Raw genomic sequence first — 22,586 nt, 5'->3', positions numbered from 1 at the left:
GTTGACTTATCTTTACCCCAATCCGATCGTACATGAAACAGATCCTGCTTCTCCTCCTGGCCGCGCCGCTTTTTTCCAGTGCCCAGGATTGCTCCATGCTCCGCCGCAGCCGCGACCCCTATACCAAGGAAGTTCGTATTACTACGGGCCAGATGCTCGTTGGCAACGGCCACAAGCTGAGCGTGGAAGCGACGCTGAAGGAGATCGACTTCTTCTTCGTGCTCGCAGCCAACGGCGCCTGCTTCAACGACGAGTCGACCATGGTCATCAACTACAACGGCACGCGGCTTCGCTCCACCTACCGCCACGGCGGCACCATGAACTGCGAGGGTTATTTCCACATCCTGTTCCGCAACGGCTATGAGCCGGTAGCGGGGCTGCGCAAGCTGCTCGAGCAGAAGGTCGCTACGTTTACCATCGGCGAAGGAAAGGACGCGCTCGTGATCACCCTCACCGAGGAACAAAAGGACATTCTCCAGAAATCGCTTACCTGTCTTGTCAACGAGGCGAAGGGCCTGCTGCCGCCTCCGCCCCCTCCGGCGCAATGATATCGTGAATCGTGAATCGTCAATCGTGAATCGTCAATAAAAAGAAAGGCAGCCCGAGGGCTGCCTTTCTTTTATTCAAATCGCGTGGTTATCATTCACGATTCACGATTGACGATTCACGATCGTTACCACACCTTCACGCGGTCTTCGGGCTTGCGGTACATCTTGCTTTGCTCCGTCACACCGAAGGTGGCGTAGAACGGATCGAAGTTGGACAGCGGGCCGTTCACGCGGTACTTCTCGGGAGAGTGCGGGTCGACGTTGAGGAGCGTCTTTACGCGCTCGGGGCGCGATGTGAGGCGCCAGACCTGCGCAAAGCCGAGGAAGAAACGCTGGTCGGGGCTGAGGCCGTCGATCTTTGTTGTGTCCTTGCCCTGCTTGGTCATTTTGAACGCATCCCAGGCGATGGCGAGGCCACCGAGGTCAGCGAGGTTTTCGCCCAGCGTCAGCTCGCCGTTCACATGCAGCGAATCGAACATCGGGAACGAATTGTACTGGCGCACCATGGCGGCGCCTTTTGCCTTGAAGCGCGCGGCGTCGGCGGGCTGCCACCAGTTGCGCATGTTGCCCTCGGCATCGTACTGCGCGCCCTGGTCATCGAAGCCGTGGGTCATCTCGTGACCGATCACCATACCGATGCCGCCATAGTTGATGGCGTCGTCGGCACCCATGTGGAAGAACGGGAACTGGAGAATGCCCGCGGGGAATACGATCTCGTTATAGGTCGGGTTGTAGTACGCATTAACGGTAGAAGGCGTCATGCCCCACTCGGTGCGGTCTACCGGCTTGCCGATCTTGCCCAGCTGCTCATGAAGCATGTGCTGGCTGATGCTGGCGTTGCTTTCGAAAAACTTCGCGCGGTCGATGCTGACATCGCTGAAGTCTTTCCACTTGCTCGGGTAGCCGATCTTCTTGAGGAACGTGTGCAGCTTCACGATGGCTTTCTCCTTCGTGCTGTCGGTCATCCAGTCAAGCTTTTGAATGCGTGCCTCGAAGGCAGCCTGCAGGTTGTTCACGAGCGTGTCCATCCGCAGCTTCGCTTCCGGCGGAAAGTAACGCGCCACGTACAGCTGGCCCACGACGTCCTGGAGTCCGCCGTCGCACATTTCCACCACCTGCTTCCAGCGCTCGGGCTCCTTCTTCTGCCCCGACCGGAGCCGGTTGAATTCGAAGGCCGTTTCGCGGAAAGGCTTCGACAGGAGGCTCGAGTGGCCGTGCATGTAATCGAAGCGCATCTTGGCCTTCCAGGCATCGATCGATACCGATCCCAGCAGGCTATTGAGGTTGCGGTAAAAGCCCGGCTGGCTTACGTTCACGCTGTCGGCGCTCATGCCCACGGCGGTAAAGAATTGTTTGAGCTGCAGCGCCGGTGCGAGCTTGTCGAAGTCGGCAACAGCGAGCTTGTTGTAGTTGCTGGCGGGGTCGCGGAGCTCCACGGGTGTACGCTGGCCGGCGGCAAGCTTTGTTTCCACATCGAGCACCAGCGCAGCGTCGGCGGCAGCTTTGGCCTTGTCGATGCCGGCAAGCTCGAAGTAGCGGGCGGCGGCGGCAACCAGCCCGTTGCGCTGGGCCTTCGTAGCGGAGTCAGTGCGGCTGTAGTAGCCTTTCTCGGGAAGCGTGGTGCCGCCCTGGTAGAAGACGGGAATATAGCGGCTGCTGTTCTTGTCGTCGGCGCCTACAAAGAAGCCGAGCATGCTGCCGTTGGACGTGCGGAAGCCTTCGGTCCACAGGGCGAGCAGGTCCTGCTGGGTCTTTACCGCGTCGATGCGGGCCAGCCAGGGACGCAGCGGCTCGATGCCGCGCTTTTCGATCGTTACGGTATCCATTCCCGCGGCGAAGAAGTCGCCGGCCTTCTGCTCCAGCGAGCCGCTTTTCTGGCTGCCCTTACTCAGCTCCTCGAGCATCGTGCGGAGCTTTACGAGGTTCTGGTCGTACAGGGTAGTGAAGGAGCCCCAGCTCGAATACTCGTCGGGGATCTTTGCATTGCGCACCCAGCGGCCGTTGGCGAATTCAAAAAAGTTGTCGGCGGCGGCAGTGCTGCTGTCCATGCCTGATTTGTCGAAGAAAACGGTTTGCTGCACGGAAGCGACTTTTTCCTGGCAGCCCGTTGCGAGCAACGCCAGGGCGGCGGCTCCGATCGGAACAATTTTTCTCATACTGATTTTTTGGTTCGGCCAATATACCGAAAAAGACTCTGCCGTAGCGGCGCTTGTGACGACCGGCAGGCACAGCGGTGAGGTTAACAATACTTTGCCGATGATTTTCGGCTTTTTACCGAAGCCATTTCCGCCTTCGCGGCCACTTTCGTAGGTTTGTGCCTCGTTAGATAGCCCTCGTGTAAAATCCCTGCGTCATGAAAAAGTACCTCTCTGAAAAGAATGCCCTGACCGTTATGATGTGTGTCTTTTGTTTCGTCATGATGTTCATCGCCTTCTTTGTCAGGCAATCCCTCTGGGAAGCGATCGCCTTTGCCCTGGCCTTTAGCTTCGCCGTAGAGACGCTCTGTCACCGTACCCGTGAGAACCAGCGTTCCTGATCCCAATAAAAACTGATTGAAAAGCTGCCCTACGGGCGGCTTTTTTTGTGCTAGTCGCGAAACTCCTGCGCGATCATCAGCCCGTAGATGCCCCCGTCGAGCACCGCGATGCCGAGGCGCCCGAATTCCTTGTGGAGGATGTTGGCGCGGTGACCGGGTGAGTTCATGAGACCGCGGTGACAGATCAGCAGCGTCTGTCCGAGGGCGAGGTTCTCCCCTGCCGTGCGGAACGAAATATGGGCCGCTTCCATCCGGTCGAAGGGGTCTTTGTGCTCGGGTGTGTAGTGGGAAAAATAGCCACGGGCGAACATGTCGCGGGCATGGGCGCGCGCCACCATCGCCAGCTCGGGATCGGCAGCCAGGGCCGGCAGACCAGCCTGTGCGCGCTCTTCGTTTACCAGCTCGAGCATCCGCGCTTCGAGGTCGTTGCGCGTTTTCGGACTGCGCACCGTAAAGTGAAGCTTCACCGTTTCGTTGGGGTTGACCTCGGTGCCCACATGCGTCATGCTGTTGCGGATCGCCTCGTCGAAGATCGGTGCGAGGCGTCGGTTGGCCCATTCGGCCTCGCCCGAAAGAGCGCCTGCAATACGGCTTTCCTGCGTCGCGGCCGACAGCTGTTCCGATACCGGCACCGTGAGTAACAGCCCGGCGATCAGGGTGGCGTAGATGGCGCCATTCACGAGGCCCGGGAGAAGCCCGAGGGCGCGGTTGACCGGCTGCCGGTCCACATGCCGCCAGCGCTCGAGGATGCGGTGGATGACGAGCGACGACAGGCCCCGAACGGCCAGCAATATCCCGACAAAGCAAGCCGGCTCGAGCCACATACTCCAGCCCGGCTGCCAGGACTTGATCAGCCCCGCGAGCCCGGGATAGCCGAGCCAGGCGCCGGCCAGGCTCGCGCACCAGGCACCCAGCTCAAGCACGCCAGCAAGAAAGCCACGCTGGAAGCCGGCCCAGGCCGCGGCGGCGAAAATGAGCATGAGGAGCAGGTCGATAAGATTCATCGGCTTACCTAATCGAAACTTAGTGCCAATCTTCGAAAGCGCTCCGCTTGAAGCGACCCCGCTTCCAACTTCCCAGTTCCGACTTTCCTACTTGTCATTGGGGTATGGTGACGCGGAACGTTGCGCCCTCGCCGGGTTGGGAAAAAGCCTCGATACGGCCGCCGTGGTTTTCGGCCACCTTGCGGCAGATGGCCAGCCCGAGCCCGGTGCCTTCGTAGGTATTGCGGCTGTGGAGGCGGCTGAAAAGGGCGAAGATCTTCTCGGAATAGTGTTCGGGAAAGCCGATCCCGTTGTCGCGGAACTCCAGCTGCAGGTAGCGCTCCGCCGGCAGCATGCGCTCGGGCGCCTCGGCCGGTGAGAGAAAGCGGTGGCTTACCCGGATATGCGGCGCCGTTCCCGGGCGGGTGAACTTGATCGAATTGCTGATCAGGTTCTGAAACAGCTGGCGGAACTGGTAAGGCACCACGGTCGCTTCCGGAAGGCCGTCCTGTTCCACCAGGGCGCCGGTTTCCCGCACCCGCGATTCCAGCAGCTCGAGCACATCGCCCAGAAGCCGGTCGAGCGGTATCAACTGGGGCTCGGCATGCTCCTGGTTGAGGGACGAGAACGCGAGGATGTCCTCGATCAGGAGCCGCATCCGCCGCGCGGCATCCTGGATCCGGACAAGGTTTTTCCTGCCGTCCGGACTGAGTGCCTCGCCTCCTTCCGCCTCGATCATCCCGGTGTAGAGCACGATCTTCCGGAGTGGTTCCTTGAGATCGTGGGAGGCGATGGATGCAAACTGCTGGAGCTCCTCGTTGGAGCGCTCGAGCTCGAGCGTTTTGAGCAGCAGCGCCTCCTCCATCTTTTTGCGGCCCGACAGGTCCTGGATGACACCGAGCATGCGACGCGGCCCGTCTTCGTCGAAGTGGACCACGCCACGGCCCCACAGCGTCTTTTGATCCGCGCCCTGGCGGAAGCGGAACTCGCACTGGAATTGCCCGTTGACGAATGCCTCGGCGATCGCGTTCTGCAGCAGCTGGCTGTCGTCGGGGTGCACCAGGTCGAGAAAGTGCTCCAGCCCCCGCGGCTCCCCGGTACCGGTGATCTTGCGCATCTCCGGGCTGCTCCGGACGGCATTGCTCCGTATGTCCCAGTCGAAGGAACCGAGATGCGCCAGCGCTTCGGCCTCGAGCAATTGCGCTTCCTGGCTGGATATGCGCTGCCGCAGCAGGTCGATGAAGGTGATCATCGAAGACGTCGTGTAGCCCATGAACAGGCGGTCGATTTCGCCGGAAAGCGCGATGGCCTCGTGAAGGTCGGACGTAAGCTTCGGGATGAACTGCCGCAACGCCTCGGCGCGGATGTGGTTGAGCAGGGTGATGTCTTCCACGATCACATCGTGGTAATGAAGTACCTGCAGCTCGTTGGCGAGCCAGCGCTGCACCGAGTTACGGATAAAGTCGAGCATCTTGTTGGATGCAAGGGCCTCGAGCAGCTCGACCTGCGTCTGCCGGAGGAGGTTCATCAGCTCCTCCTGGCTAAAGTGCGCCAGGTGCTTGAGCAGCGGCAGGTTGTATTGAACCGACAGCATGTATTGCAGCCGGGCATACTCTTCCGTGTGCTTGTCCAGGATAAGCCGGGCCAGCGCGGGCAGTCGCCCGAGCAGGTAGAAGTCGGGGTACGACTCATACACCTGGGACGTGTTCAACGTAGGCGAAGCGGGCAGCTCGGTAGGCAATCGACGATCTTTCCGGTACTGTGCTAAAAAAGTATTCCAGCCTCGTTCTGATCGGAGGAAAATACGCGCTACCTTGCCACCCATGCGACAAAGCGCAGGCATATTGTTGTACCGTACTTCTACGGGTGGACCCGAGTTTTTCCTCGTTCACCCCGGCGGGCCGTTCTGGGCCGGCCGGGAAGACGGCGCCTGGACGATTCCAAAGGGTGAGTTCACGGAAGCCGAAGCGCCCCTGACCGCCGCGCGCCGCGAGTTCTTCGAGGAGACGGGTTTTTCGGTACCGGGGCCCTTTCTCCCCCTGGGAACCGTCCGGCAAAAAGCCGGAAAGCTCGTGCATGCCTGGGCGAGCCCCGGCGACCTCGACCCGTCGGCCGTCGTCTCCAACACCTTTCGTACGCAGTGGCCGCCCCGCTCGGGCAAGTGGATCAGCGTTCCGGAGATCGATAAGGCCGGCTGGTTTGGCTACGATGAAGCGGCGCGCCTGATCAACAGCGCACAGGTCGCTTTCCTGGAAACGCTGCGCCAACACCTTCAAAATCCGCCCGCCCCTTGAGTGATCTTGCCTTTCACCTTACCCTGCTCTGCCTCGCGGCCTTTGCCGCCGGCTTTATCGATGCCATCGTTGGTGGCGGTGGGTTGATCCAGACGCCCGTGAGCCTGGTGGTACTTGCCGCCAACCCGGTCGCCTCTATCCTGGCAACGGTCAAAATCCCCTCGTTCAGCGGCACGGCGCTGGCGGCGCGGCAATACGTGCGGCAGGTCCGGATCCGCTGGCAGCTGGCCGCGCTGAGCTGCACGACGGCCTTCTTTGCTTCCTTCGGCGGCTCACTCCTGCTCACACGTGTCAGCAATGCCTTTGTAAAGCCCGTGCTGCTCGTGGTGCTGGCGGCGGTGGCGATCTACACATTTGTAAAAAAAGACTTCGGGCAACGCCCCGCGCGCGATGTGCCCTACCCGGTGCAGCTGCGGGCAGCCTTCGCGACATCGCTCGTACTTGGATTTTACGATGGCTTCATCGGCCCCGGCACCGGGTCCTTCCTGATACTGGCCTTTATTCTATGGATTGGTTTCGACTTTCTCCATGCCTCCGCCCATGCGAAACTCACGAACATGGCCACCAATCTCGGTTCCATCACGCTGTTCCTGATCAAAGGGAAGATCCTCTGGCTATTCGCGTTGCCGATGGCGGTGGCCAATGCGCTCGGCGGCTACCTGGGCGCAAAGCTGGCTATCGCGCGGGGCAACCGGTTTATCCGCGCGCTTTTTCTCATTGTCGTCGTGGGCACACTGCTGCGCTTCTGCTACGATGTGTTCTTCCGCTAGCCAACTTTACAAAATATTTTTGCCCGCGGCGTTGGGAAGCCGCGTGCCGTTCGGCACCTTTGCAGCCAACTGACCATCTACATGAAAATTCTGTTAGCCTCTCTCCTCTCGGCAGCCGTGCTCACGGCCTGCAATCCGACCGACAGCAAGCCCGCCGCCGGTACCGGCGACAGCATTGCGAAAGCGGGCGCCGACACATCGAAGCCGGCGCGTGATCCGAAGGACCGGACCATTGCCGACGCGGCCACCATCATGGCGCGCAAGCAGGTTCCGGTGCTCTGCTACCACCACATCTACGACGTGCCGAAAGCAACGCGTGAGTACGACGTCACGGCCAACGACTTCCGCGCCCAGATGAAGATCCTCCACGACAGCGGCTACCACACGATCCTTCCCGACCAGTACTACAACTACCTCGCCTTCGGCGACCCGCTGCCGGAAAAGCCGGTGATGCTAACCTTCGACGATACCGACGAAGAGCAGTTCAGCATCGCGAAGCCGGCCATGGACCAGTATGGCTTCAAGGGAGTCTACTTTATCATGACCATCTCCATCGGCCGCCCGCGCTACATGACCAAGGAGCAGATTCGCCAGCTCGCAGATGAAGGTCACGCCGTGGAAAGCCACACCTGGCGCCACGACCGTGTAGACCGCTACCTCACGACGCCGCATATCGACAAGGGCACCGGCAAGATGGTCGAAAACGACTGGGACCTGCAGCTCGGTGTGCAGCGCAAGAAGCTTGAGGATATCAGCGGCAAGCCGATTCACTACTTTGCCTATCCCTTCGGCATCTGGAGCCAGGCGGCCATCCCCGAGCTCCGGAAGCGCGACTTCCGCATGGCCTTCCAGCTGTCCACCAAGCGCGATTCGCTGGAGCCCCTGTATACGGTGCGCCGTATCATCGTGCCGCCATCCTGGAGCCCCGAAGGGGTGCTGCGGGTGATGCGTTCGAGCTTCAAGTAGCCTCGCCAGAGACACGATATACGATACGGGCCCTTCGGGGCCCGTTTTTCATTGCCCAGGGGATCAACGGATAGGCCGGTTGGCATGCTTGTTTTGTGATTCGCCGTATGCACCCGGATCCGAAAGAAGAAAAGGCCCAGAAGCCGCCGGTACGTCCTTCCGAGGAGGTGGCCAATGCCCACGCGGCCGGCGACGGCGCCCTGGAGCGTGCCGGAAGCAGCCTGCCGGCCGAAGGCGGCAACGACGAGGAGCTCCACGCCGAAGACCAGGATCATATCCCCTACTAAACCCCAACAAGTCCTGTATGGAACATCTTTTCAAAACGCAATTGACGATCGACGGACAGTCGCGGAATTATGACGTTTTCTTCGCCGGAGAGGATTATCATTTCAAGCCGCTCGACGGCGATGGCCCGGAGCTGCTGCTTCGCCGGGAGCAGGACGAATGGCACCCGCAGGCGGCCTATGGGGAGGCACTTACCGAAACCTGTATCGGGCTGCTCGACACATACCTGCTTTCGCAGCACTGACCTCCCGTTTCCCTTTCGTTAACAAGGTGTTGCGCGTAATCGCCACACGGGCAAAAGAGTGTACCGGAATTCCCCACTCCGCGGCACCCGGTTAGCGGGGGCTGCGCCCGCTTTCCCGCTGTAATGCGCAGTTTGCGCCTCTATACGTAGCTTTTTTTCCCAAGCGCGTCAACTGGAACAGTGTTTGGATTTCACAGGGTATAAAATGACGTGTTATGTTTCCCGTGTGGTTTTTTATCATCCTGATCCTGTTGATCTCGTACCTTCTTTACATCACCCGCCCGACCGAGGATTCGATCGTGGTGCTGAGTAGAAACCAGTTGCGCAAGATCCAGTATTGGTTTCGCCGGTAATGTGTACAGCGCGCGAGCGTCACTATAAACCAACCTGTGCATAAGTATCTTTAAGCAGGAAGCAAAAAGCCGGGCAGTGCCCGGCTTTTTCTATGCTTTCGCCCCGCTTAGTCGCGGCGGCCGCGGAGCAGGGCCACGAGCAGGAGGATAAATACGGCGGCGCCAATGATCCATACGATCGGGTTGCTGTACCAGGCGCTGTTGCCTTTGGTATTGATATTCACATCCACGCTTTTCGTCGCATCCTGGGCCCAGGTCAGTGCCGACACGAAGGCAGCCATGACCGTGAAAGAAATCTTCTTCATGGTTTACGATTTTGACGGCACAACTTCCAAAATTGGGCCACGGCTCAGGTACGGCTGCCAAAGAGCAGCGACCCGATGCGGACAAGGTTGCTTCCTTCTTCCAGGGCAAGGCGGTAGTCGCCGCTCATTCCCATGGATAACAGGTCGAAGGGAGCGCCGGGTAACAGGGATTTCTGCTGCGCAAAAACCGCGGCGAGGCCCCTGAATTCTGCCCGGACTTTTTCCTGATCGTCCGAAAAAGAAGCCATCCCCATGAGACCACGGAGGCGGACGCCGGGCAGCGTTTCATTGCCCGTCGCCTGTATCGCTGAACGCAGCTCGTCTTCGTTCATCCCGAATTTCGTTTCCTCCTGCGCGATGTGCACCTGGAGCAATACGTCGATCACACGGCCATTGCGCAACCCTTGCTTCGAAACCTCGCGAAGCAGCTTTTCGCTGTCGATACCGTGCACCAGGTGCACAAAGGGCGCAATGTATTTGACCTTGTTGCTTTGCAGGTGGCCAATGAAATGCCAGCGGATGTCGGCAGGCAGCTGCGCCTGCTTGTCCACAAGCTCCTGCACGTAATTCTCGCCGAAGTCGCGCTGGCCCAGGTCGTACAGGGCCTGTATATCCGATACGGGCTTTGTCTTGGACACCGCCACCAGCGTGGCGCCGGCGGTTTCGAGTTCGGCTTTGAGGCTATGGTAGGCAGCAACGTTTACAGGCATGCCCAAAAATAAAGGAAGGCCGCGCAAAGCCGGCCTTCCTCCAAACGAATAGTGTTTGTATCGATAGGAAACGATTACTTCAGGATGCTGCGGCTGATCACGATCCGCTGCACCTCGCTGGTGCCTTCGTAGATCTGCGTGATCTTGGCATCGCGCATCAGGCGCTCCACGTGGTACTCTTTTACAAAGCCGTAGCCGCCGTGGATCTGCACGGCTTCCACCGTCGTCCACATCGCGGTCTCGGAGGCGAACACCTTGGCCATCGAGGAGCTCACCGTATAGTCTTCCTTGTTGTCTTTATCGAGTGCCGCGCGGAAGCAAAGGAGGCGTGATGCTTCGATACGCGTGGCCATGTCGGCAAGCTTGAAGGCAATGGCCTGGTGGTTGGCGATCTCGGTGCCGAAGGCTTTGCGCTCCTTCGAATACTTCAGCGAGAGCTCGTAAGCGCCCGAGGCGATACCGAGTGCCTGCGATGCAATACCGATGCGGCCTCCGGCGAGCGTCTTCATGGCGAACTTGAAACCGAAGCCGTCTTCGCCGATGCGGTTTTCCTTCGGAACCTTCACGTCGTTGAAGAGGATCGTGTGCGTATCGGACGCACGGATACCGAGCTTGTTTTCCTTGGCTGCCACCACAACGCCGGGCCAGTTTTTTTCCACGATCAGCACGGTGATGCCGCGCGATCCTTTCGAAGGATCGGTTTGCGCGATCACGAGGTATACCGAGGCAGAGCCGCCGTTGGTGATCCAGTTCTTGGTGCCGTTGAGCAGGTAGTAATCGCCCTTGTCTTCGGCGGTTGTGCGCTGCGACGTGGCGTCGGATCCGGCTTCGGGCTCACTGAGCAGGAAGGCGCCGATATAGAGCTCGCCGTCTTTCTTGCCCTGCGCCAGCGGCGTCAGGTATTTTTGCTTTTGTTCTTCGCTGCCGTATGCTTCGAGGCCGTAGCACACCAGCGAGTTGTTGACGCTCATGCCCACGCTTACGCTTGCATCCACCTTGCTGATCTCTTCCATCGCCAGTACATAGCTGACTGTGTCAAGGCCGGCACCGCCGTAGTCGGGGCTGACCATCATACCGAGAAATCCAAGGTCGGCCAGCTTTTCCATCTGTTCCCGGGGATACTGCATTTTCTCATCGCGCTCGATAACACCGGGAAGGCATTCATTCTGCGCAAAGTCGCGCGCTGCCTGCTGGATCATCCGGTGTTCTTCGCTTAGCTGGAAGTTTATCATTGCAAGAAATTGTGGCGCAAATATAGTCGGGATTCCCCAATCGGGGCAGCAGGGGGCGGAGAGAAAGAACGCAGATCTGCTCTGATCAATAAGATGGGCGCAGTTTTTTAAAGTCGCGCATGGTCCTGGCCAATCGTGGTATTCCGCCCGTACCGCTTGCTCTGCCTGCGATCTTTCGCTAAAGCGGGATGCCCATTCCCGGGATCGTAAACCAGTCGTACAGCTCGTACACGAAAATGCCGCGGTCGCAAAGCGGGTCGCCCTGCATCCAGGCGCTGGCTTCTTCCTTGCTGGCGCTGCCGAAAATGATGATGCCTTTCAGGTCGCCTTCGGTGGTCACCGGGCCAAACAGGTGCACCTTGCCTTCGGATTGGAGTCCGAACAGGTGCTGCAGGTGCGCCATCTGCAACTGCCCGAAGTCTTCGCTTTCCATCGGATCGCGGCCGGCCTTCAGCAGCAGCAGCACATAGGGCTTGTCGGTGCTGACCTTTGCCATTATCTCGTCGGGACTAAATTCGGTACGCATTGGCTGTCTAATTTTGGAACCACAAAATAGCGAAATGGAGATACGTCTTATTCAAACCGGAACGGAAGATTATGAGCGGATGAAGCAGCTGCGTCTCGAGGTGCTCCTGCGCCCGATTGGTGTTCCGGAAACCTATATCAATCCCGAACGCGAGCAGCACGAGCTGCTCGTCGGCGCATTCAGCAACGGGTTGCTCGTTGGGTGCTGCGTGCTTACCCCCCACGACGATGGCCGCCTGCAGCTACGCCAGATGGCCGTTGATACAGTGTTGCAGGGAAGTGGTGTTGGCGCGAAGATCGTGGCGTTCGCAGAAGAAGAAGCCCGCACCCGGGGCTTCCGCGAGCTGTTCATGCATGCCCGCGATGCCGTACTTGGGTTCTACACAAAATGCGGCTACAGGATCCGGGGTGAACAGTTCTTCGAGGTCGGAATCCCGCACCACATCATGTATAAATCGGTTGGACAAGAATCGGAAAGCAAATAAAGGTCGGAACCGCAAAGAGAATAAGAAAAGAAGTTTTCACGCCAGGCGAGCTAAAATAATAGGTCCCGCCTCGGCGGGACCTATTCGTATTTCTTTGCGGAAACCTTTTTGTCGTCTTTTCTTAGCGGTGAAAAACCTTCTTTCGCTTACGCTGCCTTGCTGCCTCGTCCCATCTGCTTCAGGAACGAAACGTGCGCAGCTACGGCATGACGCATTTTCGGGTATTCGATATACGGTACATTGAACTCGGCGCAGGCTTCCTTGATGATGCGGCTCAGCGCGGGGTAATGAATGTGCGAAATCTTCGGGAACAGGTGGTGCTCTACCTGGAAGTTAAGGCCGCCGACGAACCAGTTGATGACGCGGTTATGCGGGGCGAAGTTTGCGGTTGTTTTGAGCTGGTGCACGGCCCACTCGTCCTGCAGCTTGCCGGTGGCGGCGTCGGGCACGGGGAAGTGCGTATGCTCCACGGTATGCGCGAGCTGGAATACGATGCTGAGCACGAAGCCGGCGAGCAGCGAGAACACGCTGAAGCCCACGATCCAGTTGACGAAGCCGAGCATGTAGATCGGCAACACCACGTACAGACCGACGTTGATGATCTTGAAGCCCCAGAAGATGAGGTGGTCGCCGGTGCTCATTTTCTTGAGCGGCATCGCGCCGATGCGGCGCTTGAAGTATTTTTGGTAGTCGAGCACGAAGATCCAGAGGATGTAGAGCAGCGAGTACAGGAACCAGAAGTAGATATGCTGGTAGCGGTGAATGATATACTTGGGCTGGGTTTCGCTCATCCGCATCCAGGGCTGGATGTCGATGTCGTCATCCACACCATCCACATTGGTAAAGGCGTGGTGAATGACGTTGTGCTTCATATTCCACATGAAGTGGCTGCCACCAAGAATGTTGAGCGAGAAGGCGGCCAGCGTGTTGACCCAGCCGCGGCGGCTGAAGGAGCCGTGGGCGCCGTCGTGCATGATGTTGAAGCCGATACCGGCCACGACGCAGCCGAGCACAACACACTCAATAAGTGAGAGCACGATGCCGGGCGTGAAGAACACGAGGTGCGTGTACAGCAACACAAAAAGCGTCGTCAGCACGATCGCCTTGGTGTAGATGGCAGGACCGCCGGTGGCTTTCTTCCCGGTCTGCGCGAAATATTGGTTGATGCGTGCCTTGAGCTCCGCATGAAAGGAAGGGGTGACGTTTACAAACTTGGGTGTTGCCATGAAAAGAGATCTTTGAACGATGAACGAATAATAATGGGTTTACGGTCGGGCAACTCAGGTTTCATTGAGCACCAGTGCATCCAGTCCGCGGAGGCCTACGGTTTTTTTGGAAAGGAATCCTTCCGCAAAAGGCACACCAATCCGTTTTCCGAGCAGGCGGGCGCGGGCCGTCACGGCTTCCATGAACTGCGGGCTCGAGATGTAGGTCTGCGGGCCGCCGGCATTGGGGTCGTGAAACTGCGTCTTGTAGGCCTTGATGGCTTCCATACGCTGCTCCCACACATCGCTTACATCCACCACGAAGTCGGGCTCGTAAAAGCGGTCCTGCAGGTATTGAAGCACGTAGCGGGGGCGCCAGGCTTCCTGCTCGCTCCCGTCGCCGTTCTGCGTCTTTACCTGGCGAAGGCCGGAAAGGAAGGCAGCGTCGTAAATCAATTGCCCGGCACGGCCGTGGTCGGGGTGGCGGTCTTCCATGATATTCCCGACAACGATATCGGGGCGGTAGCGGCGGAGCACCGAGATCAGTTTGAGCTGGCTGGCTTCGTCGTTACTGAAAAAACCGTCGCGGAGCTGTAAGTTCTCGCGAATCGATACGCCCATGATACGGGCCGCGTCGGCGGCTTCCTGGTACCTTGTTTCAACAGTACCCCGGGTGCCGAGCTCGCCTTCCGTGAGGTCGAGCACACCCGTTTTCTTGCCAGCCTTGGCTGCCGCGATGAGTACACCCGAGCAACCGAGCTCTACATCATCGGGGTGGGCTCCAATGGCCAGAATATCGAGTTTGAGCAATGCGTGCAAATTGAGGCTGCAAGATACGGCCTGCAGCGCTGCAAAACGGGGAAGCGATCCAAGTTGTGAGAAGTTTGTGCCTTAGCGCACGGTACCTACGGCCGCGCTTGACTGACTCGAAACACCCGGGCGGTAGGGATTATTGTACCAGGAGCCGTCGATCTCTTTCACAATGGCTTCGATCTGGCGGTCGGTGGGATCGTTGAGGTCGTAAGCCTGGCGCAGGTTGCTGCCGAAGAAGAAGGCCACCGTCTGGTACAGGCGGGCATTGAGGCCCCCTTTGTATTCCTTGATGATCTCGTAGCAGTTATTGCCGGTTTGCCGGTTGATCAGCTTCATCAGCACCTTGCCCTGGTACACCGACAGGTTTTCGAGCGGCTCGGAGAATTGCTTGCGAAGCTCGGCCTCACGGGTCTTGATATAGGCTTTGCGGGCGCCCCGTGAATCGACTCCTTCGAGGTGCGCCGCTACGTCGTTGAGCGTAGCGCCGGCGGTGCGTGCATAGGGATAGGTTACATAGACCGCGTTGCGGAGCCGGTTGTAAGCAGCGATTGCCTTTGCCAGCTGCTCGGGCGAAAGTTTGGAGATATAAACTTCATCGAGCTCACGGTACGGGAGAAGCTCGCCCTGGTAATTGATGACGGATACGATCATGGTGTCGCGCGTGCCCCAATGCGGGTGCTGCAGCGAGTCGGACTGCGCCGAAGCGGCGCTGCCCAGGAAGGCCAGCAGGCAGGTAAGAAGCGTGTTACGGACGATCGAATGCATGTTGGTAAAACAGACCATGAAACTACGGCATCCGCTGTTTCAGAAATCTTAAATTTTAGCCATTGTGCTGCGGTTCATCCGGAGCCGGCGCAGCAGGCTCATACCAAAGCCGGACACCATCACGAGCGTTCCGAGCCACACCAGGTTGATGAAGGGAAACTTGTAGGCCTTGAGCGTGATGTAGCGCAGCACGGCGTCCGATTCCTTCACACCCAGATCGAAGCGTCCCGGCTGCACGCGCTCCAGTTGCACCACGAGGCCTTCGGCGGTAGCGGTGTCGGCATACGGGATCCGCTCGCCAGCCTTCGAAACCAGCAGTGGCTGCAGGGTGTAGATCGACGAGGTTTTTGCAAACACCTTAACTGTAGCGATCGATGCGCTGTCGGTTTCGGCGAAGCCCGGTTGCGGAATATGATCGCGCGATTGAACGCCCTCGAGCACCATGAAGCCTTTCGAGTACCAGGCCGTGTCGCCGATCCTGAGCGAGCGCGTTTTAAAGGAAGTCGTATCCTCCGCCGCTTTGCCCGGGTCGTTCGACAGCGAGGTGATGTAGGTAAAGACGTCATAGTTCCAATAGTGCTTCGCGTCGGGGTTGGCCATGAGGCCGGAATTGCCCTTGTAGTTCACGAATGCATTTGGCTTGAGGGTGAAGCGCTCGGCGGAGTCCTTGCTTACAAAGTCGAGGGAATAAAACCAGAGCGGCTTTTTGGGATGGGCCGAGTCGCTGCTGTAGGTAACCCAGTAGGCGCCCATATCGGTCTTGAGTCCCTGTACGAGGGTCAGGTTCTCACCCGGCTTTTCTTTTGAGCCCTCGCCCATCGGAACGAAGATGCCGGTGGTGTTGTGCGAGAGCACTTCTTTCTTCGAAGAGGACACGAGAATGCCGAGCAGCAGGATGCCGAAGCCCACGTGGGCCACCGACCCGCCGGCGGCGCGCAGCTTGGCGTTGGCGCCGGTCCAGATATAGAGCGCGTTCGCTGCTACGGCATAGAGGGCGCAGAACACTGCCACCCAGATCGCCGCCATATAGCCGGCGCCGTATTGGTCGTAATTGATCTTGCCGAAGCCGAGCACCAGCGCTGCCAGAACGAGGCTGACGACGGTGGGCAGCAGGAGCTTTTTGCGGAGCACCTTGCCCGGGGTGCTTTTATACCGGAAGTATTGTCCCACCGCGGTGAGCAGGCCCATGATGATGGCCACGAAAACCTGGATCCGGTTGTACGCAAAGGCGGAGTCCTCTCCCATCGCCAGCGGCTTGATCAGCTGCTTGTTGGACGTGAAGAGCCCCGCGATCTTGTTGATCACCGGCAATGAGGTCATCACGATGATGGTGGTGGCCGAAAGCAGCAGCACCAGCGAGCCGATGAACATCCAGAACTCGCGTGCTGAGGCTTCTTCCTCTTTGGCGATGAAGGGGATCTGCTTCCAGCGGCGGATGAGCAGGTAAACCGACGGCAGCAGGAACACCGCGACAAGCGCGCGGAGGTGCCACTTCGTGATGCCCTCGCCGGTAAAGGCGTGCACCGAGGTATCCTGCAGGTCGCCGCTACGGGTGAGGTAAGTTGAATAAAGGATCAGGAGGAAGGTCAGCGTCAGGAACACAAAGGAGGAGCGCAGCGCGTTGCCTGTGTGGCGGAAGATGAGCAGCGTATGGACGCCGGCCACCAGCACCAGCCAGGGGACGAGCGAGGCATTCTCCACCGGGTCCCAGGCCCAGTAGCCGCCGAAGTTGAGCGATTCGTAGGCCCAGGCCGCACCCATCATGATACCGGTGCCGAGCACGCCGGCCGAAAAGAGCGACCAGCTGAGTGCGGGCTTCGTCCACTCCTTGTACTGGCGGGTCCAGAGACCGGCGATGGCGAAGGCAAAGGGAATCAGCGTGGAGGCAAAGCCGAGGAACAGCACCGGCGGGTGGATCACCATCCAGTAGTTCTGCAGCAGCGGGTTGAGGTCGTTGCCGTCGGTGATCTTGCTCAGGTAGTCGGGCTGCGAAAAGATCGGGGCCTGCAGCTCGTTGCGGAGGAGCACGAAGGGATTGGAGCCGATCTTCCAGCTGAACAGGTGGATACCCGCGATCATCGTTGCAAGCATCACCTGTGCAAACGAAACGACCGTCATCACGGGCGCTTCCCACTGGCGGCCCTTGCGGATCACCACGAGGCCGAGCACGCAATGCCAGAAGCTCCAGAGAAGGAACGATCCCTCCTGCCCTTCCCAGAAGCAACTGAGGAGGTACTTGGCTTCCAGCGAGCGGCTGCTGTGCTGCCAGGCATACTTGAATTCGAAGAGGTGGTTGGAAATGATGTAGAAGAGGATGCTGAAGATCGCAAGGATGCTGACACTCTCCGTTATGAAAAAGATGCGGGCCAAGCGGCGCCAGCTACCGGCCTCCGGAAGGTCGCGGCGGCGGGTAGCCTGGAAAAACGAATACGTGGCAGCCAGTGAGGCTACCAGGGAAAGGATTACGAAAAAGTGGCCGATACGGCCGGGTAGCAGCTGCTCTCCGATATAGTCCATTCGTCTTGTAGTACTTAGTAGGTCGCGGGGCCGGCCTGTGCGGTGCCGGGTAGGTTTTTCGCGGCCTGGTTCATGTCGTCCTTGTATTTCGAGGGGCACTTCATCTGCAGCTTGGTGCATTCGAAGTGGTCGCCGCGCATATATCCGTTGAGATCGATGCCTTCGCTACGTTCCATATCGGTGGGCTTGGCGTTGTTGTATACCACGCGGGTGCGATTTCCGTCCTGGTCGATGGCGAAGAAGGTGGTCTTGTTGGGATCCTTCACCATGTCGTACTGGATCGGCGCGGCCTTGTCGAGCTTCACCTTCACCACCACGAACTTGTCGTTCTTTTTGGCGGCCGAAGCGAAGGTTTCATAGGTGGTCAGGTCCTTGATGAAGAAAGACATGCCAACGATGCCGCCAACGACGAGAAGCAGGAGGATGATGTGGATCTTTTTCATGTGTTCGGGATAACGCCGCAAAGGTAGGAGAAAACGCTGGAGAGCCGGGCCGTGCCATCCTGATTTTACTCAATTCATACGCATTAACACGATGTTAGTAAGGTTCCGGAGGTTTTGAAGGTTCTGGAGGTTTTGATGGTTGGGATGGAAGGGCGGCTGTAAGGTTTCCAAACGTTGACGCGCCCCAACCCTGAGAACCCACAGAACCCACAGAACCCACAGAACCTTGAGAACTTTTAGAACTGAAAAAACCTCTTTCCCCTCTTTAACCTTGCGTTGGGACGGTTCCGGCGATCCCTTTTGGCGGGGCCGGTAAACGGGACTAACTTGCACCGCCTTTCACAACTGGCCTACATTATGACCGATCTATCAACATTTGACCCGAACAGCGCCGGCAACCCGAACAACAACGTGTTCGGCCTGCCTTTCACGGAAGACGAAGCCCGCCTGGTGATCCTTCCCGTTCCCTGGGAAGTAACGGTTTCGTTCGGCTCCGGCACGGCCCGCGCCGCAGAGCAGATCATGAAAGCCTCGCTGCAGGTCGACCTGTTCGACCCGGATGTTCCGGAAGGCTGGAAGCAAGGCTTCTTCATGCGCGAGAGCGACCGGAAGATCCTCCTCAAGAGCGATTACCTCCGCAAGGAAGCCGAGCTCTATATCGACTATATCTCCAACGGTGAGATCGTAGGCCAGAACCAGTTTATGTGCAAGTCGCTGAAGGAGATCAACGAAGGCTCCTACTTCCTCAACAACTGGGTGCACCAGCAAACAAAGGCGCTGCTAGAAAAGGGCAAGCTCGTGGCCCTGCTCGGCGGCGACCACAGCACGCCGCTCGGTTTCTTCCGCGCACTCGGCGAAACCCATGGCGACTTCGGCATCCTCCAGATCGATGCCCACTGCGACCTCCGCGAGTCGTACGAAGACTTCGTGTATTCGCACGCTTCCATTATGTACAACTCGCTCCGCGAGGTGCCCCAGATCAGCAAACTGGTACAGGTCGGCATACGCGACTATTCCGAAGGCGAATACAATTATATCCAGCAAAACAGCGGGCGCATCAAGACCTTCTTCGACCGCGACATCCGCAACCGCCAGTTCGAGGGCGAATCCTGGAAGCAGATCTGCGAGGACATCGTGGCGCAGCTCCCGCAAAAGGTGCACATCTCCTTCGACATCGACGGCCTCGATCCGAAGCTCTGTCCCAACACGGGTACACCGGTGCAGGGTGGCTTCGAGACCGAGCAGGTATATTACCTGTTCAACAAGATCCGCCAGTCGGGCCGCCAGATCATCGCCTTCGATCTCAACGAGGTGAGCACGAGCGAGAATGCCTGGGATGCGAACGTCGGCGCGCGCGTCCTCTTCAAAATGTGTAACCTGCTCGTGGCAGCCAACCCGCAGTAAATTCAAAATTCAAAAGTCAAAAACGTTACGTCGAAGAGGCTTTTGAATTTTGCCTTTTGAATTTCGATTTGACCATGTACCAGATTCCCGTAAAAATAGAATCCCTCGAAAAGCGCCGCCGCATGACCGGCGTGCTGCACATCATTGCCGGCTTTTACCTGCTGGCCACCACGGCCTCCTGGCTCGCCGCCCGCAACTTTGCCGGCGTCCCCGGTGCGCTTCCCTTTGGCATCGTTGCTGTAACGGCGATCGTATACGGTATCCGCCGCCGCAGGAAAGATCCTGCAGGAAAATACAACAGCGCGCTCCGTGGCCTCGAGGCCGTTGCGCTAGGCCTTCTCGCGCTGACCCAGCAAGGGTTGCCGGCCTACGGGCTTTTTGCCTGGACGGTATTGTCGGTGATGCTGCTCTTCTCGGAGAAAGTGCTGTTCCAGCCGTCGGTGCTGGAGCTGACCAATGAAGGCATCGGCCTTCCGGGAAGCCCCAAGCCCCCGGTGCTGCCCTGGGCGGAGCTGGAGAATATCATTGTACGGGCCGATTACGTGACCCTGTTTCGCAACGACCAGAAATACGTGCAGCTCGAAGTGACCGCGCCGCTCGATAATGCCAGCCTTGCCGCGGCCGACACATTCGGCAAGGCGCAGATCCGTAAACAAGCAATACCTGTCGCATGAGCCTCAACGCATCGCCCTATGTCCTCTATTCCGACGGCAACGGAAACATCTTTGAAGATACCTCGCTCTACGTCGTAGGCCGCAGCGGCTGGGATGCCATGCCCGTTCCGGAAGACGAATGGATCGAGCTGCCCGAAGGCGGCCAGCTGTACGAGCTGCCGGGGCGCCGCGGCATCGGCATCGATGTGGAAACAGGCGACATGCGGCTTTGCGACAAAGGCTGGGCCGTAGCCGCCTTCGTGCCGCCGGCGCATACCTCTTTTTACCTCGCGGCCTACGAAACGGGCCCCGATGCCCCGACGCTTCCGCTGTTTTGCTATGTGTGCATCGGCTGGCATAACGATAAGTTTTACGTGCCCGCCACGCGTATCGAAGAGGACATCCGCCAGGAGTCGGCCGGCTTCGACGATGACAAAGTGCAGCACGGCGTCGCCGACCTGATCAAGGCCTACCCCCACAACCGGCTGGTGGCCCACCTCGCCAACAATTGCGCGCTTACCTACCATTGCCCGGCCGCGCGTAACTATTTCATGGGACGCTGGGAGTGCCCCATCCCCTCCTCACCGGCCTGCAATGCGAATTGTATCGGCTGCATTTCCTTCCAGCCCGAAGACGAGACCATCGTGTCACCGCAGGACCGCCTCCTGTTCAAGCCTACGGCCGAAGAGATCGTGGAGTATACCGTGCCGCATCTTGAGTCGGCCCCCTTCCCGATCGTGAGCTTCGGCCAGGGTTGCGAAGGCGAGCCGCTGCTGATGTGGGAAACGATCCGCGAGGCGATTGTAGAAATACGGAAGCACACGAAGCGCGGCTCCATCAACATCAACACCAACGGCTCCAAGCCCGCGGCCGTCCGCGCGCTCTGCGAGGCTGGTCTCGACTCGATCCGCGTGAGTACCAACTCGGCGCGCCGCGAGATCTATATGCCCTATTACCGGCCCAACAACTACGACTTCAACGACATCATCGAAAGCCTGAAGGTGGTGACGGAATTCGGCGGCTGGACCTCGATCAACTACTTCGTGTTCCCCGGCATGACCGATTCGATCGCCGAATACGAGGCGCTGCGGAAGCTTATTCGCGAAACGGGTCTGAAGATGATCCAATGGCGTTCCTTCAACATCGACCCGGATTGGTACCTCGGAAAGATCGGCGCGACCGAAACCGGCGAATGCATGGGTGTGAAGCAGCTTATGGAGCTGCTGAAGGAAGAATTCCCCCACCTGAAGTATGGGTATTTCAACCCGCCGATGGAGCGGATCCGCGGCGATTACCAGCAGGATTTCGCGCATTAATTTACCGATCGACTGAGGGGCTGGAAGCTGGAATTCCTTCGGGATACGCTTACAGCCTTTTTGTGCGTTTGCTTTACCACGCAGGCCTCCTGTTTGTGCACCTTGGGAAACGAATATTTTCGGAATCCCGATCGGGCCTTCATTCCGGATGCAGTACGAATGCGTTCCGCCGCGTAGCGGCGGCACTTTATCGCCCCGGACTTCAGTCCGGCGCGTTGGCTAAACGTTAAAGCTTCGCCTCGAAGCCCTTCGCCAAGGGCAATTTGCCTAACTTTTTCCGCGTTACTGAGTCAAACTCGGAAGCAATACTTTTGCATGGCGAACTACAGCACTATGACGACACAATGGGACCAGCAACGGAAGCGGCAGGCAGGGATCATCACCGGCGCAACAGGTGGCGCGCTGCTCCTGCTTTTTATCCTGCTGAAATGGCCGGTCCCGACAGTGCCCGCACCGGTGGCCGAGCAAACCATCGAGGTCGACCTCGGCGATGTCAACCTCGGTAACAGCGCGGTAGGCTCGGGCCACGACCAGCCGCAGATCCCCGGTGCGCCCGCAGCAGGGCCCACGTCCTCGAGCAGTGCCGCCGCGCAGTCCGCTCCGGCCTCCGCTACGTCGAATGATGCCCGCACCGTCGAAACCGACGACAATGCCCCCTCCGACGCCCCGGTTATCCGCAATCCCGCCACACCCAACCCGAAAGGAACGACCATCGACGCCGACAATAAAGCCGTGAAGCCTTCCGCCAACCCGCCCGCACCGCCGGCACCGAAGCCGAAAGCTGTTTTCGGAGGCGTCCGCACACCCAGTGGCACCGGCCCCGGTGGCAACGGCGCGCAGACCTATGACCCCGGCACAGGCGAAGGCCCCGGCAACGGCCCCGGCGACGCCGGCAGCGTGGGTGGCAACCCGAAGGGAACCGTCTACCGCAACGACCGCGAGGTGATCCGCGAATATTATTTCCAGAGCGACCTGCCGCCGGCAACCGTAAAAGCCGAGCTCCTCATCGACCATAACGGCAAGGCCAGCCTGCGCCGCATCGTCAACGGATCGATGGGTAAGTACCGCAACGCCATCCTGCAGTACCTCCCGGTTATGAGCTTCAACAAGAGCGACCACGAATCGGTGATCGTGTACACCTTCAATTTCCGGACGACCGGCGGGTAACATTTTCAAAAGTTAAGAGTCAAAAAAGCGACGCATGCAATAATTCGCGCTGAAAAGGCTTCGGGCT

General features: G+C 58.9%; 25 protein-coding genes. 13 read left to right on the top strand and 12 right to left on the bottom strand.

Translation table 11 applies throughout. The features are described 5' to 3' along the window. Positions 1 to 32: 32 nt before the first annotated feature. Positions 33 to 548, top strand: a complete 516-nt coding sequence (locus ACYU7Z_RS04365) for a hypothetical protein (RefSeq protein ID WP_460567752.1) — start codon at positions 33 to 35, stop codon at positions 546 to 548. Positions 549 to 673: 125 nt separating this feature from the next. Here ACYU7Z_RS04365 and ACYU7Z_RS04360 read toward each other — a convergent pair whose 3' ends face one another. Then, entirely contained in the window at positions 674 to 2,704 is a 2,031-nt protein-coding gene (locus ACYU7Z_RS04360; RefSeq protein ID WP_460567750.1) for a M13 family metallopeptidase, read from the bottom strand. 197 nt (positions 2,705 to 2,901) lie between these two features. Here ACYU7Z_RS04360 and ACYU7Z_RS04355 point away from each other — a divergent pair, with 197 nt between their 5' ends. After that, a complete protein-coding gene (locus tag ACYU7Z_RS04355) occupies positions 2,902 to 3,084 on the top strand; it encodes a hypothetical protein (protein ID WP_460567748.1) in 183 nt (60 codons plus the stop codon). Positions 3,085 to 3,134: 50 nt separating this feature from the next. Here the strand turns inward: ACYU7Z_RS04355 and ACYU7Z_RS04350 are convergent, their stop codons facing one another. Together ACYU7Z_RS04350 and ACYU7Z_RS04345 are read right to left on the bottom strand one after the other, a co-directional pair. After that, positions 3,135 to 4,088: a CvpA family protein gene (locus ACYU7Z_RS04350; RefSeq protein WP_460567746.1), complete on the bottom strand. Its 954-nt coding sequence runs from the start codon at positions 4,086 to 4,088 to the stop codon at positions 3,135 to 3,137. 94 nt (positions 4,089 to 4,182) lie between these two features. After that, the gene (locus tag ACYU7Z_RS04345) at positions 4,183 to 5,808 is read right to left on the bottom strand and encodes a sensor histidine kinase (RefSeq protein ID WP_460567744.1); all 1,626 of its coding nucleotides are present in this window, start codon (positions 5,806 to 5,808) and stop codon (positions 4,183 to 4,185) included. An 82-nt stretch (positions 5,809 to 5,890) separates the two neighbouring features. On the opposite strand from ACYU7Z_RS04345, the gene ACYU7Z_RS04340 reads away from it, so the two are divergent. The 6 genes from ACYU7Z_RS04340 to ACYU7Z_RS04315 all read left to right on the top strand — a co-directional run bounded on the left by ACYU7Z_RS04340 (position 5,891) and on the right by ACYU7Z_RS04315 (position 8,979). After that, positions 5,891 to 6,361, top strand: a complete 471-nt coding sequence (locus ACYU7Z_RS04340; RefSeq protein WP_460567742.1) for an NUDIX domain-containing protein — start codon at positions 5,891 to 5,893, stop codon at positions 6,359 to 6,361. Further along, positions 6,358 to 7,131 (top strand): sulfite exporter TauE/SafE family protein, encoded by a 774-nt coding sequence (locus ACYU7Z_RS04335; RefSeq protein ID WP_460567740.1) that lies wholly within the window; start codon positions 6,358 to 6,360, stop codon positions 7,129 to 7,131. The genes ACYU7Z_RS04340 and ACYU7Z_RS04335 overlap by 4 nt, the downstream gene beginning before the upstream one ends. Before the next feature lie 81 nt (positions 7,132 to 7,212). After that, the gene (locus ACYU7Z_RS04330) at positions 7,213 to 8,097 is read left to right on the top strand and encodes a polysaccharide deacetylase family protein (RefSeq protein WP_460567738.1); all 885 of its coding nucleotides are present in this window, start codon (positions 7,213 to 7,215) and stop codon (positions 8,095 to 8,097) included. 95 nt (positions 8,098 to 8,192) lie between these two features. After that, on the top strand, positions 8,193 to 8,384 hold the full coding sequence (locus ACYU7Z_RS04325; RefSeq protein ID WP_460567736.1) for a hypothetical protein: 192 nt from the start codon (positions 8,193 to 8,195) through the stop codon (positions 8,382 to 8,384). A 17-nt stretch (positions 8,385 to 8,401) separates the two neighbouring features. Further along, entirely contained in the window at positions 8,402 to 8,626 is a 225-nt protein-coding gene (locus tag ACYU7Z_RS04320) for a hypothetical protein (protein WP_460567734.1), read from the top strand. 215 nt (positions 8,627 to 8,841) lie between these two features. Continuing rightward, the gene (locus tag ACYU7Z_RS04315; RefSeq protein WP_460567732.1) at positions 8,842 to 8,979 is read left to right on the top strand and encodes a hypothetical protein; all 138 of its coding nucleotides are present in this window, start codon (positions 8,842 to 8,844) and stop codon (positions 8,977 to 8,979) included. Positions 8,980 to 9,086: 107 nt separating this feature from the next. On the opposite strand, the gene ACYU7Z_RS04310 is transcribed toward ACYU7Z_RS04315, so the two are convergent. The 4 genes from ACYU7Z_RS04310 to ACYU7Z_RS04295 form a co-directional block, all read right to left on the bottom strand. After that, positions 9,087 to 9,284 (bottom strand): hypothetical protein, encoded by a 198-nt coding sequence (locus tag ACYU7Z_RS04310; RefSeq protein WP_460567730.1) that lies wholly within the window; start codon positions 9,282 to 9,284, stop codon positions 9,087 to 9,089. 44 nt (positions 9,285 to 9,328) lie between these two features. Next, entirely contained in the window at positions 9,329 to 9,994 is a 666-nt protein-coding gene (locus tag ACYU7Z_RS04305; protein WP_460567728.1) for a YggS family pyridoxal phosphate enzyme, read from the bottom strand. Positions 9,995 to 10,068: 74 nt separating this feature from the next. Beyond that, the gene (locus ACYU7Z_RS04300) at positions 10,069 to 11,226 is read right to left on the bottom strand and encodes an acyl-CoA dehydrogenase (protein WP_460567726.1); all 1,158 of its coding nucleotides are present in this window, start codon (positions 11,224 to 11,226) and stop codon (positions 10,069 to 10,071) included. Positions 11,227 to 11,404: 178 nt separating this feature from the next. Continuing rightward, entirely contained in the window at positions 11,405 to 11,752 is a 348-nt protein-coding gene (locus tag ACYU7Z_RS04295; RefSeq protein WP_460567724.1) for a YciI family protein, read from the bottom strand. 34 nt (positions 11,753 to 11,786) lie between these two features. On the opposite strand from ACYU7Z_RS04295, the gene ACYU7Z_RS04290 reads away from it, so the two are divergent. Next, on the top strand, positions 11,787 to 12,236 hold the full coding sequence (locus ACYU7Z_RS04290) for a GNAT family N-acetyltransferase (RefSeq protein ID WP_460567722.1): 450 nt from the start codon (positions 11,787 to 11,789) through the stop codon (positions 12,234 to 12,236). 146 nt (positions 12,237 to 12,382) lie between these two features. Here the strand turns inward: ACYU7Z_RS04290 and ACYU7Z_RS04285 are convergent, their stop codons facing one another. The 5 genes from ACYU7Z_RS04285 to ACYU7Z_RS04265 form a co-directional block, all read right to left on the bottom strand. After that, positions 12,383 to 13,462 (bottom strand): fatty acid desaturase family protein, encoded by a 1,080-nt coding sequence (locus ACYU7Z_RS04285; RefSeq protein WP_460567720.1) that lies wholly within the window; start codon positions 13,460 to 13,462, stop codon positions 12,383 to 12,385. A gap of 54 nt (positions 13,463 to 13,516) precedes the next feature. After that, complete coding sequence (gene bshB1, locus ACYU7Z_RS04280) at positions 13,517 to 14,260, bottom strand: bacillithiol biosynthesis deacetylase BshB1 (RefSeq protein WP_460567718.1); 744 nt, start codon at positions 14,258 to 14,260, stop codon at positions 13,517 to 13,519. A 72-nt stretch (positions 14,261 to 14,332) separates the two neighbouring features. Further along, complete coding sequence (locus tag ACYU7Z_RS04275; RefSeq protein ID WP_460567716.1) at positions 14,333 to 15,019, bottom strand: DUF4294 domain-containing protein; 687 nt, start codon at positions 15,017 to 15,019, stop codon at positions 14,333 to 14,335. 48 nt (positions 15,020 to 15,067) lie between these two features. Further along, the gene (ccsA, locus tag ACYU7Z_RS04270) at positions 15,068 to 17,536 is read right to left on the bottom strand and encodes a heme lyase CcmF/NrfE family subunit (RefSeq protein ID WP_460567714.1); all 2,469 of its coding nucleotides are present in this window, start codon (positions 17,534 to 17,536) and stop codon (positions 15,068 to 15,070) included. A gap of 14 nt (positions 17,537 to 17,550) precedes the next feature. Then, a complete protein-coding gene (locus tag ACYU7Z_RS04265; protein WP_460567712.1) occupies positions 17,551 to 17,979 on the bottom strand; it encodes a cytochrome c maturation protein CcmE domain-containing protein in 429 nt (142 codons plus the stop codon). Positions 17,980 to 18,336: 357 nt separating this feature from the next. Between ACYU7Z_RS04265 and ACYU7Z_RS04260 the strand changes: the two genes are divergently transcribed. The 4 genes from ACYU7Z_RS04260 (at position 18,337) to ACYU7Z_RS04245 (ending at position 22,519) form a co-directional block, all read left to right on the top strand. Next, positions 18,337 to 19,383, top strand: coding sequence for an agmatinase family protein (locus tag ACYU7Z_RS04260; RefSeq protein WP_460567710.1), 1,047 nt, complete (start codon positions 18,337 to 18,339; stop codon positions 19,381 to 19,383). 74 nt (positions 19,384 to 19,457) lie between these two features. After that, positions 19,458 to 20,057 carry a hypothetical protein gene (locus ACYU7Z_RS04255; RefSeq protein WP_460567708.1) on the top strand — a complete coding sequence of 200 codons (600 nt, stop codon included), beginning with the start codon at positions 19,458 to 19,460 and terminating at the stop codon, positions 20,055 to 20,057. Continuing rightward, complete coding sequence (locus ACYU7Z_RS04250; protein WP_460567706.1) at positions 20,054 to 21,352, top strand: radical SAM protein; 1,299 nt, start codon at positions 20,054 to 20,056, stop codon at positions 21,350 to 21,352. The genes ACYU7Z_RS04255 and ACYU7Z_RS04250 overlap by 4 nt, the downstream gene beginning before the upstream one ends. A 333-nt stretch (positions 21,353 to 21,685) precedes the next feature. Continuing rightward, complete coding sequence (locus tag ACYU7Z_RS04245; RefSeq protein ID WP_460567704.1) at positions 21,686 to 22,519, top strand: hypothetical protein; 834 nt, start codon at positions 21,686 to 21,688, stop codon at positions 22,517 to 22,519. Positions 22,520 to 22,586 lie beyond the last annotated feature (67 nt).

The sequence above is a fragment of the Flaviaestuariibacter terrae genome (genome assembly GCF_054777635.1).
The sequence above is the reverse complement of the archived record's forward strand: the minus strand, read 5'-3'. Positions and strand labels throughout refer to the sequence as shown.

Excerpts from the sequence above, each read along its gene's own strand:
- ACYU7Z_RS04365 (WP_460567752.1), top strand. The coding sequence starts at position 33 with ATGAAACAGATCCTGCTTCTCCTCCTGGCCGCGCCGCTTTTTTCCAGT.
- ACYU7Z_RS04360 (WP_460567750.1), bottom strand. The coding sequence starts at position 2,704 with ATGAGAAAAATTGTTCCGATCGGAGCCGCCGCCCTGGCGTTGCTCGCA.
- ACYU7Z_RS04355 (WP_460567748.1), top strand. The coding sequence starts at position 2,902 with ATGAAAAAGTACCTCTCTGAAAAGAATGCCCTGACCGTTATGATGTGT.
- ACYU7Z_RS04350 (WP_460567746.1), bottom strand. The coding sequence starts at position 4,088 with ATGAATCTTATCGACCTGCTCCTCATGCTCATTTTCGCCGCCGCGGCC.
- ACYU7Z_RS04340 (WP_460567742.1), top strand. The coding sequence starts at position 5,891 with ATGCGACAAAGCGCAGGCATATTGTTGTACCGTACTTCTACGGGTGGA.
- ACYU7Z_RS04330 (WP_460567738.1), top strand. The coding sequence starts at position 7,213 with ATGAAAATTCTGTTAGCCTCTCTCCTCTCGGCAGCCGTGCTCACGGCC.
- ACYU7Z_RS04320 (WP_460567734.1), top strand. The coding sequence starts at position 8,402 with ATGGAACATCTTTTCAAAACGCAATTGACGATCGACGGACAGTCGCGG.
- ACYU7Z_RS04315 (WP_460567732.1), top strand. The coding sequence starts at position 8,842 with ATGTTTCCCGTGTGGTTTTTTATCATCCTGATCCTGTTGATCTCGTAC.
- ACYU7Z_RS04310 (WP_460567730.1), bottom strand. The coding sequence starts at position 9,284 with ATGAAGAAGATTTCTTTCACGGTCATGGCTGCCTTCGTGTCGGCACTG.
- ACYU7Z_RS04305 (WP_460567728.1), bottom strand. The coding sequence starts at position 9,994 with ATGCCTGTAAACGTTGCTGCCTACCATAGCCTCAAAGCCGAACTCGAA.
- ACYU7Z_RS04300 (WP_460567726.1), bottom strand. The coding sequence starts at position 11,226 with ATGATAAACTTCCAGCTAAGCGAAGAACACCGGATGATCCAGCAGGCA.
- ACYU7Z_RS04295 (WP_460567724.1), bottom strand. The coding sequence starts at position 11,752 with ATGCGTACCGAATTTAGTCCCGACGAGATAATGGCAAAGGTCAGCACC.
- ACYU7Z_RS04290 (WP_460567722.1), top strand. The coding sequence starts at position 11,787 with ATGGAGATACGTCTTATTCAAACCGGAACGGAAGATTATGAGCGGATG.
- ACYU7Z_RS04285 (WP_460567720.1), bottom strand. The coding sequence starts at position 13,462 with ATGGCAACACCCAAGTTTGTAAACGTCACCCCTTCCTTTCATGCGGAG.
- ACYU7Z_RS04275 (WP_460567716.1), bottom strand. The coding sequence starts at position 15,019 with ATGCATTCGATCGTCCGTAACACGCTTCTTACCTGCCTGCTGGCCTTC.
- ccsA (WP_460567714.1), bottom strand. The coding sequence starts at position 17,536 with ATGGACTATATCGGAGAGCAGCTGCTACCCGGCCGTATCGGCCACTTT.
- ACYU7Z_RS04265 (WP_460567712.1), bottom strand. The coding sequence starts at position 17,979 with ATGAAAAAGATCCACATCATCCTCCTGCTTCTCGTCGTTGGCGGCATC.
- ACYU7Z_RS04260 (WP_460567710.1), top strand. The coding sequence starts at position 18,337 with ATGACCGATCTATCAACATTTGACCCGAACAGCGCCGGCAACCCGAAC.
- ACYU7Z_RS04255 (WP_460567708.1), top strand. The coding sequence starts at position 19,458 with ATGTACCAGATTCCCGTAAAAATAGAATCCCTCGAAAAGCGCCGCCGC.
- ACYU7Z_RS04250 (WP_460567706.1), top strand. The coding sequence starts at position 20,054 with ATGAGCCTCAACGCATCGCCCTATGTCCTCTATTCCGACGGCAACGGA.
- ACYU7Z_RS04245 (WP_460567704.1), top strand. The coding sequence starts at position 21,686 with ATGACGACACAATGGGACCAGCAACGGAAGCGGCAGGCAGGGATCATC.